The following is a 16,162-nucleotide window of genomic DNA, read 5'->3' as shown; positions in this document are numbered from 1 at the left end:
TGCCGGCGGCAAGGAATAATTCGCTGCGGACTATTGCGGATGCCGGCCGGTTTCTGATAAAAGGGGCCGATGCGCCACGCGCCGGAAGGAGGATCCGACCGATGAAAGCCGTTCCGTGGGCCAGGATAGTCCTTGTCGTTCTGATCGCGACCGCCGCATTCTTCGCCTTCACGCAGGAAGGCCGGGTCAAGCCGCCCTTCCATGACGGCCCGGCGTTCGATGTCGAGCCCGGGCCGGCGTTCCTGCCTTCGGCCGCAGTCGAGCCGGACGGCCCGATGTCGCTGCTGGCCCGGCCCAAGACGTACAGCGCGGCCCGGGCGAGCTCCTATGCCCGCCTCGGCGGCAACCGCGACACGATCACGCTTCCGCCCGGCGGCGCGGAGGTCGTGCTGGCCGATCTCCAGGGCCCCGGCGCCATCACCCATATCTGGATGACGTTCGGCGGCGGGGGCCGCGATATCGTTCTCCGCTTCTATTGGGAGGGCAGCGGCCATCCCAGCGTCGAGGCGCCCATCGGCGACTTCTTCGGCGTGGCCATGGGCCTCGACGCCGTCGTCAACAGCTTCCCGATCCAGGTCTCGGGTGACGGCCGGGCCCGGAATTGCTGGTGGTACATGCCGTTCAACCGGGCGGCCCGGGTCACGGCCAGCAACATCGCCGGGCCGGGTCCGGCCGGGGCCAAGCCGATCGAGCTCTATTACTACATCGACTACCGCCGCGGCGGCAAGGCGGATCCCGACCTGCCCCACTTCCACGCCCGCTTCGTCGAAACCGATCCGGCGCCGCGCGGCAAGATGATCGAGCTGGCCGCGATAAAGGGCCGCGGCCATTTCGTCGGCGTGGTCATGGGCCAGCGGGCCAGGACCCAGGGCTGGTTCGGGGAAGGGGACGACGTGATCTCCGTTGACGGCCGCCTGTCCTTCGCCGGCACGGGCACCGAGGATTATTTCTGTGACGCCTGGGGGTTCCGGCCGTTCTCGGCGCTCTACCACGGCGTTCCCGTCTATGAAGGCCGCAAGATCGGGGACCGGCTGAGCGCCTACCGCTTCCACATCGCCGATCCGATCCCGTTCCGGGAGTCCTTCAAGTTCGAGATCGAGCACTGGCCCTGGTTCAGCATCTGGCCGAACACCGGCCGGGATTACTTCTCGAGCCTGTCCTTCTGGTACCAGGCCGGGCTGCATGAGCCCTGGCCGCGGCTGGAGAAGCTCTTGTCGTCCGAGCCTTGGGACCCGGCCAAGGGCGGCTGGCATATCCCCGGCGCGCTCGAGGCCGAGGACCTCGGGATCCTGGGCTGCCGCAGCCTGGCTGTTGAAACCCGGCGTCCCGAGGCCGAGATCGGACCGCTCACCGAGAGCCGGGACGTCCTGAGGTCCCTGGTCCATTACGGGCCGCGGCCCGAGCCGGTCCTGCTCATGCCGAACCTGAGCGGGGATCGCTTCCTGGGCTTCGATGCCGGCGGCGACGGCGCCTTCACGGTGGCCGTCCCGGCCGCCGAGGCCGGGACCTACACCGTCCGCCTGCATCTCTTGCGGGCCGAGGACTATGGGATCGTTGAATGCCTGGTCAACGGCCGGCCGGCCGGCGACCCCATCGATGCCTACCTGAGGACCGAGGGACTGACCCGGCCGATCCTGCCTCCGCGGGAATTCGCCCTTGCCGGTGTGCCGCTGGCGGCCGGAACGAACCGTTTCGAGTTCATCGTCAAGGCCAAGAACCCCGAATCGAAAGGCTTCCGCTTGGGCCTCGACGCCATCGTCCTGGAGAAGGCCGAAGAACACCACTAATCCTTTTTCAGGGGTTCCCACTGGCGGGACCTGGAGCCGCGCGATACGCGCGTCTCGGCCTTCTTCCCGGTGATGTCCTGCGGCAGGCTGGACAAGTAGGACGGGAACCCCTGGGCCGTGTCCTTGATCTCGACCAGCCAGGCGTCGGGGCGCCTGCCGCTGACATAGCCTTCGTAGAAATCGCCGTCGGTCCGGACCATGAACTCGGGATACCAGACGAGGTCCCGCCAGAAGGGCTCGTCGTCGTTGTAAACGTACCAGACCTTGACTTGGATGATCTTGTTCGTGGACGAGACCCGGGCCCGGAAGAGGGTGCCGCCCTCGACCGGATAGCCGCCCCAGACGAATCCGGCCTCGACGGGCCGCCAGCTCAGGCTGTCGATGCGCGCGAGCGGCCGGCCGTCGAAGATGTGGGCCACCCACATCTGCCAGTCGAGGAAGTGCTTCTCGGACATCGAGGCGTGCCGGTAGTTGGGGATCATCTCGATCGTCCACATCCCCTTCATCATGTCCTGGATCCGGTTGATGGCGTACATGCGATAACCGTCTTCGTTCGTCCCCCCGATGTAGAGGACCCGGGCCTTGACGTATTCCCGGGAATACGCCGGGGAGACGGCCCGCAGCGGGTCCTTGTCCATGCTCTCGAACGTCGATTCGTTGCCCATGTAGACAACGCCGACGATCCTCTCCGGGTCGGCCGCGGCCGCGGTGAATGCGGACGTCGCCCGCTTGCTGTGTCCGCCGATGACGGCCCGGATCTCGGCCGGCGGGACCTTCAGGATCCAGGCCATGACGTCGAGGGCCCGGAGGTAGGGGATGGCCAGCCGGAAATAGTTGTGGTCGGCGGGATCGCCGGTCGCCCGGCGACGGTCGCCCAGGAAGCCGATCGAGATCTCCTGCCCGCCCGAGCCGTCGTACTCGCCGGGCACTGGGCAGATCATCGTCGGACGCCCCGTCCGCGCCGCGATGGGCTCGCCGTAGTTGCCGAGGAACGCGTTCCGCCACGGCCCGGTGGCCAGGTCGTCCCAGCTCCTCTGACCGACGATGACGACCTCGCCCCGCCGCGCGTCCGACTGCGCTTTCTTGCCTGCCGGCAGGAAGACGACGCACGGGTGGCCCCACTTCTTGCCGTCGATCTCCTGGGAATAGAACTTGACCTCGAGGCGGCGCAACATCAGGCGAGGGTCGGTATCCGAGGTCACCACGGTGTCGCTCTCGATCCGCGCCTCGAGCGGCGGCAGGGTCGGGCGAATGCGCTCCCAGATCTGCCGGGGGGAGGTCTCGGCGGGGAGGGGAATGACGGGCGCGGACGCCGGGCCCGCTCCGACGATTAGCGCGATGGCCGAAGTGCACCATAGTCCTTTCGGCATCATGCCGGCCTCCTGATCAGGGTCCCTGGTTCTTGACCGCAGCCCAGACCTTGGCCAGGACGATCTTGTTCGGCGACTCGATCCGGGCCCGGAACTCCGAGCCCTCCGGCGTCTCGGTCCGGGCGAGCTCGCCGATGCGGGTCAGGGGGCGGGCCTCGAACAAGTGAGCGATCCACAGCTGCCAATCGAGGATCTGGACCTCCGAGGACGTCGCGTGGCGGTAGTTGGGGATGAGTTCGATCGTCCAGGGGCGCTTCATCTTGGCCTGGAGGCGGGCGATATTGAACATCTGGTAGCCGTCCTCGTTGGTGGCCCCGAGGTAGAGGACCGGACAGGTCACAGCTTTCTGGCTGTGGACGGGCGAGATGACGTCCCAGAACTTGCCTTCATATCCGGCGAAGGTCGATTCCATGCCCATGTAGACGACCCCGGCTATGCGGGCCGGGTCCATAGCCGCGGCGTTGAAGGCCGCCCGGCAGCGTTCCCAGGGCTGTTTCGGGGTCGGCCTGCCTTCCGGGGCCGCGCCCCCGGGCGGCGCGGCCGGAACGTGGGAGGAGACAAGCAGCAGGAGGGCGCAGCCCATGAAGGAAAGCCGCCGCGCCCCTGTGGCCATCGAGGGATCTTTCAGGGGATCCGGTGCAGGCTGATCTCGATCGGGAGCATCACGTGATCGTGCGTGCCGAGAGGGTCTTCGATGCCCTTGATGAGCAGGGATACCGCCGTATCGGCCAGCCTTTCCCGGTCCTGGCGGGCGCAAACGAGGGGTCTCTTGAACATGCCGCAGTACTGCGAGATGTCGAAAGCGGACATCAGGATCCGATGACCGGTCTTGAGCTCGTGGGTCTGGACGATCTTCATGGCGCCCAGGAAGACGAGGTTGTTGACGCAGAATACGGCCCCGATGTCCGGGCACTTGGCGACGAGGTCGGCCATCATCTTTTCCCCGGCTGCCGGGGAGTAGCCTTCGTTGAAGACCAGGTCGTTATCAATGGGGAGCCCCTGCCGCTCGAAGGCCTTTCGGAATCCCCAGAAGCGCACGGTGTTCACGTAGGTCCCCGGCACGCCGCCAAGGAAGGCGATGCGCGTATAGCCGAGCCGGAGCAGGGCCGAAGCCATCTCGTCAGCGGCCTGTTCGTTGGAACTCGCGACCCAGGGTATGTCCGTTTCAAAAAAAGTCCGGTCGATGAGGACGACGGACCGCCTCCGGCGGATGTCCTCCAGGCGTGACCATTCCTGGGTATGAACAGGCGCGATGATGATGCCGTCGACCCGCCGGTCGACGAGGACCTGAAGATAGAACTCCTCGTTCTCCGAGACTTCGTCGGTATTGCACAGGATGGTGCTGTAGCCGCGGCCGCGGAGCTTGCGTTCCATCCGCCAAGCCAACTCGCCGAAAAAGGGATTCTGGATATCCGGTACGATGAGCCCGATCGTATAGGTCTTCCTCATCCGCAGGCTTTGCGCCAGCAGGTTCGGCCGATAGTTTATCGCTTTCGCTGCGGCCATGATGGCGTCCCGGGTCGGATCGGAGATGCGGAATTCCTTGGCCTTGCCGTTGAGCACGCGCGATATCGTCGAATAGGAAAAGCCCGTTGCTTCCTGGATTCTTTTGATGCTCATGGACTAGTCCTCTTTTTTGTACGTTGGCGAACAATCGTTTGGCGCAATCATTTCGTCTATGCTATACTCATACTTAACCGATTCACCGGCCTCTTGTCAAGGTCGTTAATCAAGAAGCCGGGAAGAGAAGCTTGATGACGAGCGAACAACAGACGGGCTCCGGCGTTTCCGCCCCGGTCCTTTGCATGACCGGGATCAGCAAAGGTTTCGCGGGAGTCCCAGTTCTTAAGGATGTCGATTGGACCCTTCGGGCCGGCGAAGTCCACGTGCTCGCCGGAGAAAACGGGGCGGGAAAGACGACCCTCGTCAAGATCCTGTCCGGCGTGCATGCAGATTACGAAGGCGAAATCCGTCTCGCGGGGGAGCGGGTACGGTTCAGGCATCCCTGCGACGCCGCCGGCTGCGGCATCGCGGCCATCCATCAGGACATCGCCGTGGTCCCTTCGCTCAGCATCCGCGACAACATCTTCCTCGGCCGCGAGATCGTCCGGCGCGGCTGGGTCCGCTTCCGCCGGGAACGGGACAGGGCCCGGACGATCCTCGACCGTCTCGGGCTCGACCTCGATTCGTCCCGGCCGCTGGAGGATTTCCCCGTCTCCGTCCGGCAGATGGTCGAGATCGCCAAGGCCCTCGTCCATGACGCCCGGGTCATCGTCATGGACGAGCCGACTAGCGCCCTCAACAAGGCCGAGGCGGGCCGGCTGTTCGAGATCGTGGGCGAGCTGAAGAGCCAGGGCCGGGCCATCGTCTTCATCTCCCACCGGCTCGAGGAGATCTACCGGATCGGGGAGCGGATCACGGTTTTGAGGGACGGCCGGTCCGTCGGCACGTTCCCCGCGGCCGATCTCGGTCCCGACCGGCTGGTCGAACTCATGGTCGGCCGGGCGATCGACCGCCTTTTCCCCCCGAGGCAAGCGTTGCCGGGAGGCCTCCTGCTGCGGGCCGAGGGCGTCTCCGTTCCCGACCCGGCTGGCGCTCGGTCCTGGGCCGTCGAGCAACTGAGCTTCGAGCTCCGCGAGGGCGAGATCCTCGGCCTGGCCGGCCTCCGCGGCTCGGGCGCGAGCGAGCTCGTCCATGGGCTCTACGGAGCTTTCGGCAAGAGAATCCGCGGCCGGATCCGGCTGGCCGGGGCGGACTATGTCCCCCGGTCGCCGGGCGACGCCATCCGCCGGGGCCTGGCGCTGCTGACCAACGACCGGAAGGCCTCGGGGCTCGTCCCGACCATGAGCGTGGGCCGGAACATATCGCTGGCCTCTCTCGGGCGGTTCTCGCCGCGAGGCTGGATCGAGACCAGGCGGGAAGAGGACTCGGCCCTCAGGTACATCGCCGCCCTGGGCATCAAGGTCGCCTCGGCCGAGCAGGAGGTCTCGACCCTGTCCGGCGGGAACCAGCAGAAAGTCCTGCTGGCCCGCTGGATCGAGACCGGCCCGAAAACGCTCCTGCTCGACGAGCCGACGGCCGGCATCGACGTCGGGGCCAAGAACGAGGTCTACCGGCTTCTCAACGCCTGGACATCCGAGGGCAAGGGCATACTCCTGATCACCTCGGAGCTTCCGGAGCTGCTGGCCCTGTCGGACCGCATTCTGGTCCTGCACCGGGGCCGGTTCATGGGAGAGTTCGACCGCCGCGAGGCGACGCAGGAGCGCATCATCAAGGCGGCCATGGGCAAGGAGGACCACGCATGACTTTGAGCACCCCGCGCGATTCCCGGGCGTCGCGGCTTCTCCGCTCGCCTTCGGTCCGGGCCCTGGCGGCGCTGGCCCTGGTCGTCCTGATCGGGGCGATCTTCAACGCGGACGGCGCGTTCTTCCGCTGGCACACGCATCGGGACATGCTTCGCCACATCTCGGTCTTCGGCATCCTGGCCTGCGGCATGACGCTGGTCATCATCACGTCGGGGATCGACCTGGCCGTGGGCAGCGTCCTGGGGCTTTCCGCCGTCCTGTTCTCGCTCTTCTCCCTGCAGTTCGGCTGGTCCGCCTGGCTGGCCATTCCCGTCTGCCTCATGGCCGGGGCGGCCTGCGGCCTGGCGTCCGGCGGCCTCATCGCCCGGTTCAGGCTCCAACCGTTCATCGCCACGCTGGCCATGATGGTCTTTGCCCGGGGCCTGGCCAAGTGGCTCTCGGGCGGACGGAAGATCTCGACGGCCGTCCAGCTGGCCGACGGCCGTTTCGAGTACCGCGAGGTCCCGCCCGTCTTCCGGGCGATCGGCTCCAAGCTGTTCGCCGAGAACATCGCGGTGGTCACCCTCATTTTCCTGGCCTGCGTTCTTGCCTGTTACGTCCTCCTGTCCAAGCTCCGCTGGGGCCGCCATCTCTACGCCGTCGGCGGCAACGAGGAGGCGGCCCGGCTATCCGGCGTGCCTGTGGCCCGGACCAAGCTGCTGGCCTACGGGCTGTGCGGTCTTCTGTCCGCGGCGGCCGGCATCTGCCACGCGATCCAGGAACAGCAGGGGGATCCCGAGGCGGGATCGGGCTACGAACTCACGGCCATTGCCATCGTCGTCATCGGCGGCACCAGCATGAACGGCGGCAAGGGCGGCATGGGCCTGACCCTGATCGGCGCGATGACCATCGGCTACCTGGAAAAGATCCTGAGCATCAACGCCGTCGGCGAGGCGACCCGGCTGATGCTGACGGGCCTGATCATTGTCGGCGCGGTGCTCTTTCAGCGACACCGGAAATCGTGAAGATCATGACGAACAAAGGAGCTCTCATGAAGGCAAAGACCATCCTCGGACCGGCGCTCGGCCTGCTCATCCTGACCGGGGCCTTCACGGCTTGCGGCCGGGGCAAGGGCCCGTCGCCGGCCGCGGCCGCCAAGTGGACGATCGGCGTCAGCCAGTGCAACCTCGGCGAGCCCTGGCGCGTCCAGATGAACCAGGACATCCGCAACGCGGCGGCGGCCCGTCCCGAGCTCAAGCTGATCTACAAGGATTCGCAGAACGACTCGCTCCGGCAGACGTCCCAGATCGAGGAATATGTCAGCGCGGGCGTCGATCTGATCATCGTTTCTCCCAAAGAGGCCGCCCCGCTCACGGCCCCGGTCGCCGCCGCCTGCCGGAAGGGCATCCCCGTGATCGTGCTGGACCGCCGCGTCCTGGGTGACGAGTACACCTGCTTCATCGGCGCCGACAACGTCCGGATCGGGAAGGCCGCCGGCGAATGGATCGTCAAGCGTCTTGGCGGATCGGGCCGGATCGTCGAACTCGAGGGCCTGATGACTTCGACGCCCGGCCAGGACAGGCATTCGGGGTTCCGCAAGGGGATCAAGAACAGCGATCTCGAGATCATCTTCGAGGCCGACATGAAATGGCTCGAGCCCGACGCGCGCGGCGAGATGGAATCGGCGCTGGCCCGGTTCCCGAAGATCGACCTCGTCTATGCCCACAACGACCCGGGGGCCCATGGGGCCTACCTGGCCGCCCAGGCGGCCGGCCGGGAGAAAGACATCCTCTTCGTCGGGATCGACGGCCTCGCCCACGAAGGCCAGGTTTACGTCAAGCAGGGGATCCTGGCGGCCAGTTTCGAGTACCCGACGGGCGGACGCGAAGCCATCGAGACCGCCCTGAAGATCCTCGCCGGCGAAACCGTCCCCAAGGAGATAACGCTGTCCTCGCGGGTGTTCACGCCCGAGAACATCGCCGCCGGCGGGGAATGGCTGAAGGGAAACTGAGCGGGGCCGTCCCGCGGCGAGGAATCCCCGTTCGACATCTCGACAAAGGATACAAGGACGAACATGAATCCCACCGTTGACATCTATATGCCTCTGGACAGCCGTCCGGGCCCAAACGCCGCGGTCCGGCCCGTGGCCGTGCGCCAGCTGGACGAACTGATCAAGGTCATCCGCCGCTGCGGCGGCCGGCCGAACGTGCTCAATCCCGACGCGTTCATCTCGAGCGTCGCCGAAGGCCTGGCTGTCATCCGGCGCGCCCGCGGCGACCGCTTCATCAACTTCATGACCGGCTGGGCCTATCCCGATTTCTCGGTCAGCCCCATGTGGCTGCTCACGCCCGAGGTCCCCAAGCTGATGCTCGGCAGCGCGATCCGGGACTTCCCCGGCGCCGTCGGCCTGCTGGCGGCGCTGGCGGGCACGGCCCATGTCGGCATCGGGACCTCGCGGCTATTCGTCGAGGATTTCGCCGATCACGAGTCCTACGCCGGGGCGATCGAGACCTTCCTCGGGACCGGGTCCTATGCGCCGGTCCTGCCGCCTGCGATCGACGTGCCGGTGACGGACGGGGACGAGCAGGCGGCCCGGGCTGCCGCTGCCGCGCTTCGCGGGTCCATTTATGGAGCCGTCGGCCCCCGGTCCATGCAGATGTGGAACAAGATCTCGGAAGCCGATTTCCTGAGCACGTTCGGCGCGGCCCGGGAGGGATTCGACGGCCTCCGGCTCCTGAAGATGGCCGAGGCCGTCTCCGAAGAGAGGGCAGAAAAGGCTCTCCGGTTCCTGGTCGACAAGGGCATGCGCATTCGGTTCGGCGCTGACCCAAAGGCGTCCTTGACGAAAGATATGGTCCTGTTCCAGATGAAGGTCTATTTCGCCCTGCTTGAGCTCAAGGCCCGGTTCGGCCTCGGGTTCCTGGGCGTCCAGGACCAGCTCGACTGGGTCGAGCATTGCCCGGCGACCGATCTGGCCCTTGGGCTGCTTAATAACAGGATGCGGCCGGAGACCGATGGCGAGACGGTCGTGGCCGCCACCGAGGCCGACGACGGGGCGGCCGTCACGATGCAGGCGCTCAAGCTCCTGGCCGGCGGAGAGCCGGTCGGCTTCAACGATTTCCGCTATTGGGACGCGGACCGGGGCCTGTACTGGTTCGTCAACTCGGGCGCCCTGGCCCCGTTCTTCGCCCAGGGCCGCCACGACTCCCTCGAGGGGTCGTGGTCGGAGCGCCAGAGCTACATGTACTTCCAGCAGGGAGGGGGGACGAGCTCCGTCGTCGTCCGCGTCCCCGGCACGGTCACCTGGGCCCGGTTTTCCTACCGCGATCACCGGCTCTATCTCGCGGCCGGCCGCGGGATCACCGACGTCCCCGGCGAGGACGCGGCCAGGGAGCGGTCCGAGCGCTGCGACCCCCAATGGCCGCACTGGTACATCCGGCTCTGCGGCCGGATCGAGTGGCGCCTCAACAGCAACCATCCGATGACGGTGCTGGGCGACCATCTCGGCAAGCTCAAGGCCCTGGCCGCGATGCTCGGAGTCCCCTTCGAATGCTACGATGAACTCACGCCGGCCGACCTCGCGGCCGGACGCAGGCTCGGGCCTGCCCGATAGATCGCGCCGGGCCCGGCCCGGGAAAGGCGGACGACATGACGATGAGGTCGAAGATCCTCGCGGCATCCCTCCTGGTCCTGGTCGCGGCCTCGGGAACAACGCGGCCCGCCGGCGCCGCCGGCCGGGCCGACCGGGATAAACGGACGGCCCGGCTCCATCAGAGCGCCCTGGTCTGGGACTGCCACAACGATCTTTCCTACCGCGTTCTCTACGAGGGATTGAACATCGGCGCCCGCCTTCCCGCCGGCCAGGTCGACATCCCGCGCTTGCGCGAGGGCGGCGTGGACGTCCAGGTGGTCGCTCTCTTCATCCAGAACTACCTCTATCCGGACAAGGCCGCCCGCCAGTGCTTCGCCCTGCTCGAGGCCATGCTCAAGGCGATCGCCGACAACGCGGCCGATGTCGAGCTGGCCCGGACGGGGAGCGACATCGAGCGCATCACCGCCGCCGGCAAGATCGCCATGCCGTTGGCTATCGAGGGCGGTCATGCCATCCAGGACGATCTGGCCCTCCTGCGCCGGTTCCACGAGATGGGCGTTTCGTCGATGACCCTGACCCACAACCTCAGCCACGGCTGGGCCGATTCGAGCGCGGGCAAGCCCCGCTGGGGCGGCCTGAACGATCTCGGCCGGTCCGTGGTCGCCGAGATGAACCGCCTCGGCATGGTCATCGACCTGTCGCATGCCTCGAACGAGACGTTCTACGATGCTCTCGAGGTGACCCGCGATCCGGTCATCCTCTCCCATTCGGGTTGCTGGGCCATCAGTCCCCACCGCCGGAACGTCACGGACGAGATGCTGCGGGCCCTGGCCGCGAACGGCGGCGTCATCGGCATCATCTTCGAGCCGGGATTCATCTCGACCGCCTACGGCAAGGCCCGGGACGAGCTGAAGGCCATCGCCCGGCCGACCCTGATGAAGGTCCCGGTCATCCAGGATCCCGACCTGCGCGTGGCCGTCGAACACTTCGACGCCGGCCGGGACTGGCCTCTCGAGGGCCTGCCCTCGATCGAGGTGCTCCTCGACCACATCGATCACGCCGTCAAGATCGCCGGGGTGGACCATGTCGGTCTCGGCGCCGATATGTACCCGCGGACGCCAACGCTGGTGGGCATACGAGGGGCCCAGGATTATCCGAATATCACCGCCGGGCTGAAGCGGCGCGGATATTCCGACGAGGATGTCCGCAAGATAATGGGCGGGAACTTCCTCCGGATCTGGAAGCGCGTTACGGGCTGACCCCGGCGTCGCGCCGAGAGGGCCGTCCCGGCGGAGGGAAGAAATCGACGCTCCGCCAGTCTAATCCCGTGTAGGCAATCCGAGGAGAAAGGAGTCTCGATCATGAAGAAAGCCTCACTCGCAGTGCTGGCCATCGCGGCCATCCTCACCCTGGCCGCCTGGGCGGCCGACGTCGCCGGGACCTGGGAATTCAGCCGGCCCGGCCGTGACGGCCAGATGATGACCCAGGACGTCACCATCGTCCAGGAAGGCAACAAGATCAAGGTCACGATGCCCTCCTTCCGGCCCGAAGGCGAGCCCATGGTCGGCGAAGGCACGATCGAGGGCAACGCCATCCAGTGGACGATCGTCCGCCAGACCCCCCGGGGCGAGATGAAGATGGAATACAAGGGCACGGTCGAAGGTGCCACGATGAAGGGCACCTTCAAGATGATGGACCGCGAGATCGAGTGGACGGCGAAGAAGAAATAACGTCGATCCCATGGGCGACGCCTGCCCCGCGGCAGGAGGAAAGTCGAGGAAGGGGACATGGGCCGCAGGCCCGTGCCCCCTTTTTTTTGCCCACCGGCCGGCGCCGGTGGTATGATCGGACCGATCAGTCAGGAGGCAGACCATGAGAAGACGCAAGGGCATGGATCGCAGGCATTTCCTCAGGGCCTCGGCCGCGGGACTGGCCGGCGTCGGCGCCGCCCTGTCGGCCGGGCCGGCCGAGGCGGTGGCGCAGGCGCCCGGAACAACGCCGCCCGCCGCCAGGATCAAAAGCTATCGGACGCTTGGCCGGACGGGCTTCAGGGTATCCGACATCGGCATCGGGACCTCCCAGACCTTCCCGGTCGAGGTCCTCAAGGCCGCGCTTGACGCCGGGGTCAACTACTTCGACACGGGGGACGGCTACGGCCGCGGCCAGGCTGAGCGGAGCATCGGCGAAGCCATCAAGGGCCGGGACCGCAAGTCCCTATTCATCACGACCAAGATCCGGTTCGACGGCCTGACCGACGTGGCTTCCGTCGCGGCCAAGCTGGACCAATCGCTCGATCGCCTTCAGACCGGCTATGTCGATTGCCTCATGCTCGGGCCTTCGACCGCGGCCGGGGTCAAGAACGAGCTCTACCACCAGGCGATGACCGATTTCAAGAAAACGGGCAAGGTCATTTTCGCCGGCGTGGCCAGTCACGGGCCGCGGACGCCCGGCCAGGGCGATCCGATGGAGAACATCATGCTGGCGGCGATCGACGACGGCCGCTTCGACGTCCTGCTCTTCGTCTATAATTTCCTCCAGCTCGAAGCGGGGGAGAAGATCCTCGCGGCCGCCGAGAACAGGCACATCGGCACGACCATCATGAAATCGAATCCCCTGGGGCGCTATTACGACATGAAGGGCCGCATGGACCAGATGAAAAAGGACGGCCAGCCGATCGACGAGCGCATGCGGGAGGCGATGGCCCAGATGGAGGAGCAGGCCAGGCAGGCCGAGCCCTTCATCCGGAAGCACGGGCTGAAGACGCCGGCCGAGATCAAGGCGGCCGCCCTCAAGTTCGTCCTGGCCGACCCGCGCGTCAACACCCTCAACCTGGCTTTCAACACCTTCGACGACGTGCAGAACCTCCTGGCGCTCTCGGGCTCTCGACTGAGCCGGAGTGAGCAGGGCTTGCTCTCCGCCTACGAACGCGATTTCGGCTCGCTTTACTGTCGGCATGCCTGTGGGCTTTGCGAGGCCGACTGTCCGAGCGGAGTCCCGGTCAACACGATCATGCGCTTCAACCATTATTTTGAGGCCCAGGGCAGCGAGAAGTACGCCATGGGCGAGTATGCCGCCCTGGAGACGGCCCGGGCCGACGCTTGCCGGACGTGCCAGGGGTTCTGCGAGCAGGCCTGCCCTTACGGGGTCTCTGTCCGGACGCTCCTGTGCCTTGCCCACAGCCAGCTGACGCTGGCTGAGGGATAGAGGATATTTCCGCGGATCTACTGATTCCAGGAGGCGCCCATGAACGACCGTCATGCCAGGTCACTTATGCTGGCGATCCTGATCGCCGCTTTCGTCCTTCCGGCCGTGGTCTCGGCCCAGGTCACCAAGGCCGATTACGACCGGGCGACGGGGCTGCGGGCACGATACACCTCCCTGGCCCTGAACATCGTCGACCGGGGAGGGTGGATCGGCAAGACTCCCCGCTACTGGTACCGGAAGTCCGTCGCCGGCGGCAACGAGTTCTGGATCGTCGACGCATCGAGCCGGACCAAGGCCGTCGCCTTCGACCACGCCAGGCTGGCCGCCGCGCTCTCCGCCGTCTCGGGCGAGAAGGCCGCGGCCCTGGCCCTGCCGCTCTTCGACCTCAAGTTCAGCGACGACGGCAAGACCCTCGAGTTCGCCGCCTACGGGGCCCGCTGGTCCTGCGATCTGGCCTCCTACGCCATAAAGAAGCTCGAAGCGGAAGGCGGACCCGGGGCCGGGGCTGGGCCGCGCGGCTACGACATGACCATATGGGAGCGCGGACCCGCGCCGCAGGCCGCCTCGCCCGAGGCCAAGGCCTCGCCCGACGGCAAGTGGGAGGCCCTTATCCGCAACTACAACGTCGCCCTGCGGGAGAAAGGCAAGAAGGAGGAGATCTTCCTCAGCCGGGACGGTTCGGAAGGGAACTACTACACCTTCGCCTCGATCTCCTGGGCGCCCGATTCGAAGCGGTTTGCGGCCAAGCGGCTGCTCCGCGGCTATCATCGGGTCATCCAGTACGTCGAATCCTCGCCGGCCGACCAGCTTCAGCCCAAGTATTACTCGATGGAATACGCCAAGCCCGGCGACGCCCTGGACGTCGAACGGCCGGTCCTCTTCCTGGTCGACGCCAAGGCCGTGATCGGGATCGACGACGCGCTGTTCGCCAATCCCTACGAGCTTTCCGACCTCGCCTGGCGCAAGGACAGCCGGGCCTTCACCTTCGAGTACAACCAGCGCGGCCACCAGGTCTTCCGGGTCGTCGAGGTCGACGGCGCGACCGGCGCGGCCCGGGCCGTCGTCGACGAGCAGGCCAGGACGTTCTTCACCTACAGCGAATGGGGCGGCAAGAAGTACCGCTGCGACATCGCCGACGGCCGGGAGGTCGTCTGGATGTCGGAGCGCGACGGCTGGAACCACCTCTACCTCTACGACGGCGCGACGGGCGCGGTCAAGAACCAGATCACGAAAGGGGAGTGGGCCGTCCGTTCGGCGGACAAGGTCGACGAGGACAAGCGCCAGGTCTATTTTCGGGCCAGCGGCGTCATCCCCGGCCAGGACCCCTACCTCGTCGACGCCTACCGCATCAACCTCGACGGCACGGGGCTCGTCCGGCTAACGACGGGCGGGGTCAACCACGCCATCGACTACTCGCCGGATATGGCCTGGTTCGTCGACACGTCGTCCCGGGTCGACCTGGCGCCGACGACGGAGATCCGGAGCGCCGCGGACGGCTCCGTCGTGACGACGGTCGAGAAGGGCGACATCGGCGGCCTCCTCGAGGCCGGATGGCAGGCCCCCGAGGTCTTCACGGCCAAGGGCCGGGACGGCCAGACCGACATCTGGGGCATCATCGTCCGGCCGCCGCACTTCGACCCGAAGAAAAAGTACCCGGTCGTCGAGTACATCTACGCCGGGCCGCACGATTCATTCGTGCCCAAGTCCTTCCAGGCCTACAGCTCGATGCGGGCGCTGGCCGAGCTCGGCTTCATCGTCAGCCAGTGCGACGGCATGGGGACGAGCAACCGCTCCAAGGCCTTCCACGACGTCTGCTGGAAGAACCTGGCCGACGCCGGCTTCCCGGACCGGATCCTCTGGCACAAGGCCGCGGCCGCCAGGTACCCGTCCTACGATATCCGCCGGGTCGGCATCTACGGCGTTTCCGCGGGCGGCCAGAACGCGCTGGGCGGGCTCCTGTTCCACCCCGAGTTCTACAAGGCCGGCGTGGCGGGCTGCGGCTGCCACGACAACCGCATGGACAAGATCTGGTGGAACGAGCAGTGGATGGGCTGGCCGATCGGGCCGGAGTACGCCGCGTCGTCGAACGTCGACAACGCCTACCGGCTCCGGGGCCGGCTCCTGCTCGTCGTCGGCGAGATGGACACCAACGTCGACCCGGCCTCGACCATGCAGGTGGTCAACGCGCTGATCAAGGCCGGCAAGACGTTCGATCTCCTGGTCGTCCCCGGCGCGGGGCATGGCCTGGGCGGGCCTTACGGCGAGCGGAAGATGTACGATTTCTTCGTCCGGAACCTTCTCGGCCAGAACCCTCCCGATTGGAACGCCATGCCGGCGGCGGCGAAGAGCGGGGAGGCCGCCGCGACGACGCGCTAGACGGACCGGACCGCCGGTGCGGAGCGGGACCGCGCGGTCGTTTCGCATTGGGCTGGGGATCCTTCGCGCCCGTCTTGCGGGCCACGAGAAGGGGAGGGGCCTTTGGCCCCGGCCTTCGCCGTCCGTCCCCGACGAGAGATTGTGTTAGAATGAGGCTGCTGCGCGCCTGTAGCTCAGCTGGATAGAGCGTCGGACTTCGAATCCGCAGGTCGCCAGTTCGAATCTGGCCGGGCGCGCTCTTCTTATTCTCCCTGTTCCCCCGAGAAAACTCTCACAGGTCAACGACTTCCACGCACAGGAAGGCACGGAAACCAAGTAAGCGGGATTCAGGGGAAGTAAGTCCTTTTTAGGGCCAGACCCGTCACGAAAGCCGACAAAAAAAGCCGACACCCCCCCTTAGCAGAAAAGAGCATAGAGGGCCAGCGCGACCGAAACAAACCCGATCACGACGAGGGCCCAGGTAAGGTTCTTTATCCTCGCGGAAAGGCGGTTGGCTTCGTGCGAGCTTTCGTCGGTCGACTCCTTTAACCGCTCGACGCTCCTGACGAG

At 66.5% G+C, this 16,162-nt stretch carries 12 protein-coding genes and 1 tRNA gene; 10 read left to right on the top strand and 3 right to left on the bottom strand.

Annotation, left to right across the window (positions count from 1 at the left end; all coding sequences use genetic code 11):
• The first annotated feature begins 101 nt into the window (after nt 1-101).
• On the top strand, nt 102-1,787 hold the full coding sequence (locus tag ABFD52_04430; GenBank protein ID MEN6560003.1) for a glycoside hydrolase family 172 protein: 1,686 nt from the start codon (nt 102-104) through the stop codon (nt 1,785-1,787).
• On the opposite strand, the gene ABFD52_04425 is transcribed toward ABFD52_04430, so the two are convergent.
• The 3 genes from ABFD52_04425 to ABFD52_04415 are packed head-to-tail and all read right to left on the bottom strand — an operon-like array spanning nt 1,784 to nt 4,777.
• Nucleotides 1,784-3,160 (bottom strand): hypothetical protein, encoded by a 1,377-nt coding sequence (locus ABFD52_04425; protein ID MEN6560002.1) that lies wholly within the window; start codon nt 3,158-3,160, stop codon nt 1,784-1,786. The two genes, ABFD52_04430 and ABFD52_04425, sit on opposite strands and share 4 nt — an antisense overlap.
• A 13-nt stretch (nt 3,161-3,173) precedes the next feature.
• The gene (locus ABFD52_04420; GenBank protein MEN6560001.1) at nt 3,174-3,770 is read right to left on the bottom strand and encodes a hypothetical protein; all 597 of its coding nucleotides are present in this window, start codon (nt 3,768-3,770) and stop codon (nt 3,174-3,176) included.
• Between the two features lie 11 nt (nt 3,771-3,781).
• Nucleotides 3,782-4,777: a LacI family DNA-binding transcriptional regulator gene (locus ABFD52_04415; protein MEN6560000.1), complete on the bottom strand. Its 996-nt coding sequence runs from the start codon at nt 4,775-4,777 to the stop codon at nt 3,782-3,784.
• A 134-nt stretch (nt 4,778-4,911) separates the two neighbouring features.
• Between ABFD52_04415 and ABFD52_04410 the strand changes: the two genes are divergently transcribed.
• From ABFD52_04410 to ABFD52_04370, 9 genes are all read left to right on the top strand, one after another.
• Nucleotides 4,912-6,462: a sugar ABC transporter ATP-binding protein gene (locus tag ABFD52_04410; GenBank protein MEN6559999.1), complete on the top strand. Its 1,551-nt coding sequence runs from the start codon at nt 4,912-4,914 to the stop codon at nt 6,460-6,462.
• Nucleotides 6,459-7,466, top strand: coding sequence for an ABC transporter permease (locus ABFD52_04405; GenBank protein MEN6559998.1), 1,008 nt, complete (start codon nt 6,459-6,461; stop codon nt 7,464-7,466). Before ABFD52_04410 ends, ABFD52_04405 begins: the two co-directional genes overlap by 4 nt.
• A 26-nt stretch (nt 7,467-7,492) precedes the next feature.
• Nucleotides 7,493-8,452 carry a substrate-binding domain-containing protein gene (locus tag ABFD52_04400; protein MEN6559997.1) on the top strand — a complete coding sequence of 320 codons (960 nt, stop codon included), beginning with the start codon at nt 7,493-7,495 and terminating at the stop codon, nt 8,450-8,452.
• Between the two features lie 63 nt (nt 8,453-8,515).
• Nucleotides 8,516-10,054, top strand: coding sequence for a hypothetical protein (locus ABFD52_04395; protein MEN6559996.1), 1,539 nt, complete (start codon nt 8,516-8,518; stop codon nt 10,052-10,054).
• Between the two features lie 35 nt (nt 10,055-10,089).
• Nucleotides 10,090-11,292 (top strand): dipeptidase, encoded by a 1,203-nt coding sequence (locus ABFD52_04390; protein ID MEN6559995.1) that lies wholly within the window; start codon nt 10,090-10,092, stop codon nt 11,290-11,292.
• Between the two features lie 102 nt (nt 11,293-11,394).
• A complete protein-coding gene (locus tag ABFD52_04385) occupies nt 11,395-11,763 on the top strand; it encodes a hypothetical protein (GenBank protein MEN6559994.1) in 369 nt (122 codons plus the stop codon).
• 142 nt (nt 11,764-11,905) lie between these two features.
• Nucleotides 11,906-13,237: an aldo/keto reductase gene (locus ABFD52_04380; protein ID MEN6559993.1), complete on the top strand. Its 1,332-nt coding sequence runs from the start codon at nt 11,906-11,908 to the stop codon at nt 13,235-13,237.
• A 39-nt stretch (nt 13,238-13,276) separates the two neighbouring features.
• Nucleotides 13,277-15,613: a prolyl oligopeptidase family serine peptidase gene (locus ABFD52_04375; GenBank protein MEN6559992.1), complete on the top strand. Its 2,337-nt coding sequence runs from the start codon at nt 13,277-13,279 to the stop codon at nt 15,611-15,613.
• Between the two features lie 162 nt (nt 15,614-15,775).
• Nucleotides 15,776-15,849, top strand: a tRNA-Arg gene (locus ABFD52_04370).
• Nucleotides 15,850-16,162: the final 313 nt, after the last annotated feature.

The sequence above is a fragment of the Acidobacteriota bacterium genome (assembly GCA_039683095.1).
Taxonomy (GTDB): Bacteria; Acidobacteriota; Aminicenantia; order Aminicenantales; family Saccharicenantaceae; genus RBG-16-66-30.
Note: the sequence above shows the minus strand (reverse complement) of the source record. Positions and strands in the feature narration are given on the sequence as shown.

What these genes read in the sequence shown, in the direction of transcription:
- ABFD52_04430 (MEN6560003.1), top strand. Translation starts at nt 102, where the DNA reads ATGAAAGCCGTTCCGTGGGCCAGGATAGTCCTTGTCGTTCTGATCGCG.
- ABFD52_04425 (MEN6560002.1), bottom strand. Translation starts at nt 3,160, where the DNA reads ATGATGCCGAAAGGACTATGGTGCACTTCGGCCATCGCGCTAATCGTC.
- ABFD52_04420 (MEN6560001.1), bottom strand. Translation starts at nt 3,770, where the DNA reads ATGGCCACAGGGGCGCGGCGGCTTTCCTTCATGGGCTGCGCCCTCCTG.
- ABFD52_04415 (MEN6560000.1), bottom strand. Translation starts at nt 4,777, where the DNA reads ATGAGCATCAAAAGAATCCAGGAAGCAACGGGCTTTTCCTATTCGACG.
- ABFD52_04410 (MEN6559999.1), top strand. Translation starts at nt 4,912, where the DNA reads ATGACGAGCGAACAACAGACGGGCTCCGGCGTTTCCGCCCCGGTCCTT.
- ABFD52_04405 (MEN6559998.1), top strand. Translation starts at nt 6,459, where the DNA reads ATGACTTTGAGCACCCCGCGCGATTCCCGGGCGTCGCGGCTTCTCCGC.
- ABFD52_04400 (MEN6559997.1), top strand. Translation starts at nt 7,493, where the DNA reads ATGAAGGCAAAGACCATCCTCGGACCGGCGCTCGGCCTGCTCATCCTG.
- ABFD52_04395 (MEN6559996.1), top strand. Translation starts at nt 8,516, where the DNA reads ATGAATCCCACCGTTGACATCTATATGCCTCTGGACAGCCGTCCGGGC.
- ABFD52_04390 (MEN6559995.1), top strand. Translation starts at nt 10,090, where the DNA reads ATGACGATGAGGTCGAAGATCCTCGCGGCATCCCTCCTGGTCCTGGTC.
- ABFD52_04385 (MEN6559994.1), top strand. Translation starts at nt 11,395, where the DNA reads ATGAAGAAAGCCTCACTCGCAGTGCTGGCCATCGCGGCCATCCTCACC.
- ABFD52_04380 (MEN6559993.1), top strand. Translation starts at nt 11,906, where the DNA reads ATGAGAAGACGCAAGGGCATGGATCGCAGGCATTTCCTCAGGGCCTCG.
- ABFD52_04375 (MEN6559992.1), top strand. Translation starts at nt 13,277, where the DNA reads ATGAACGACCGTCATGCCAGGTCACTTATGCTGGCGATCCTGATCGCC.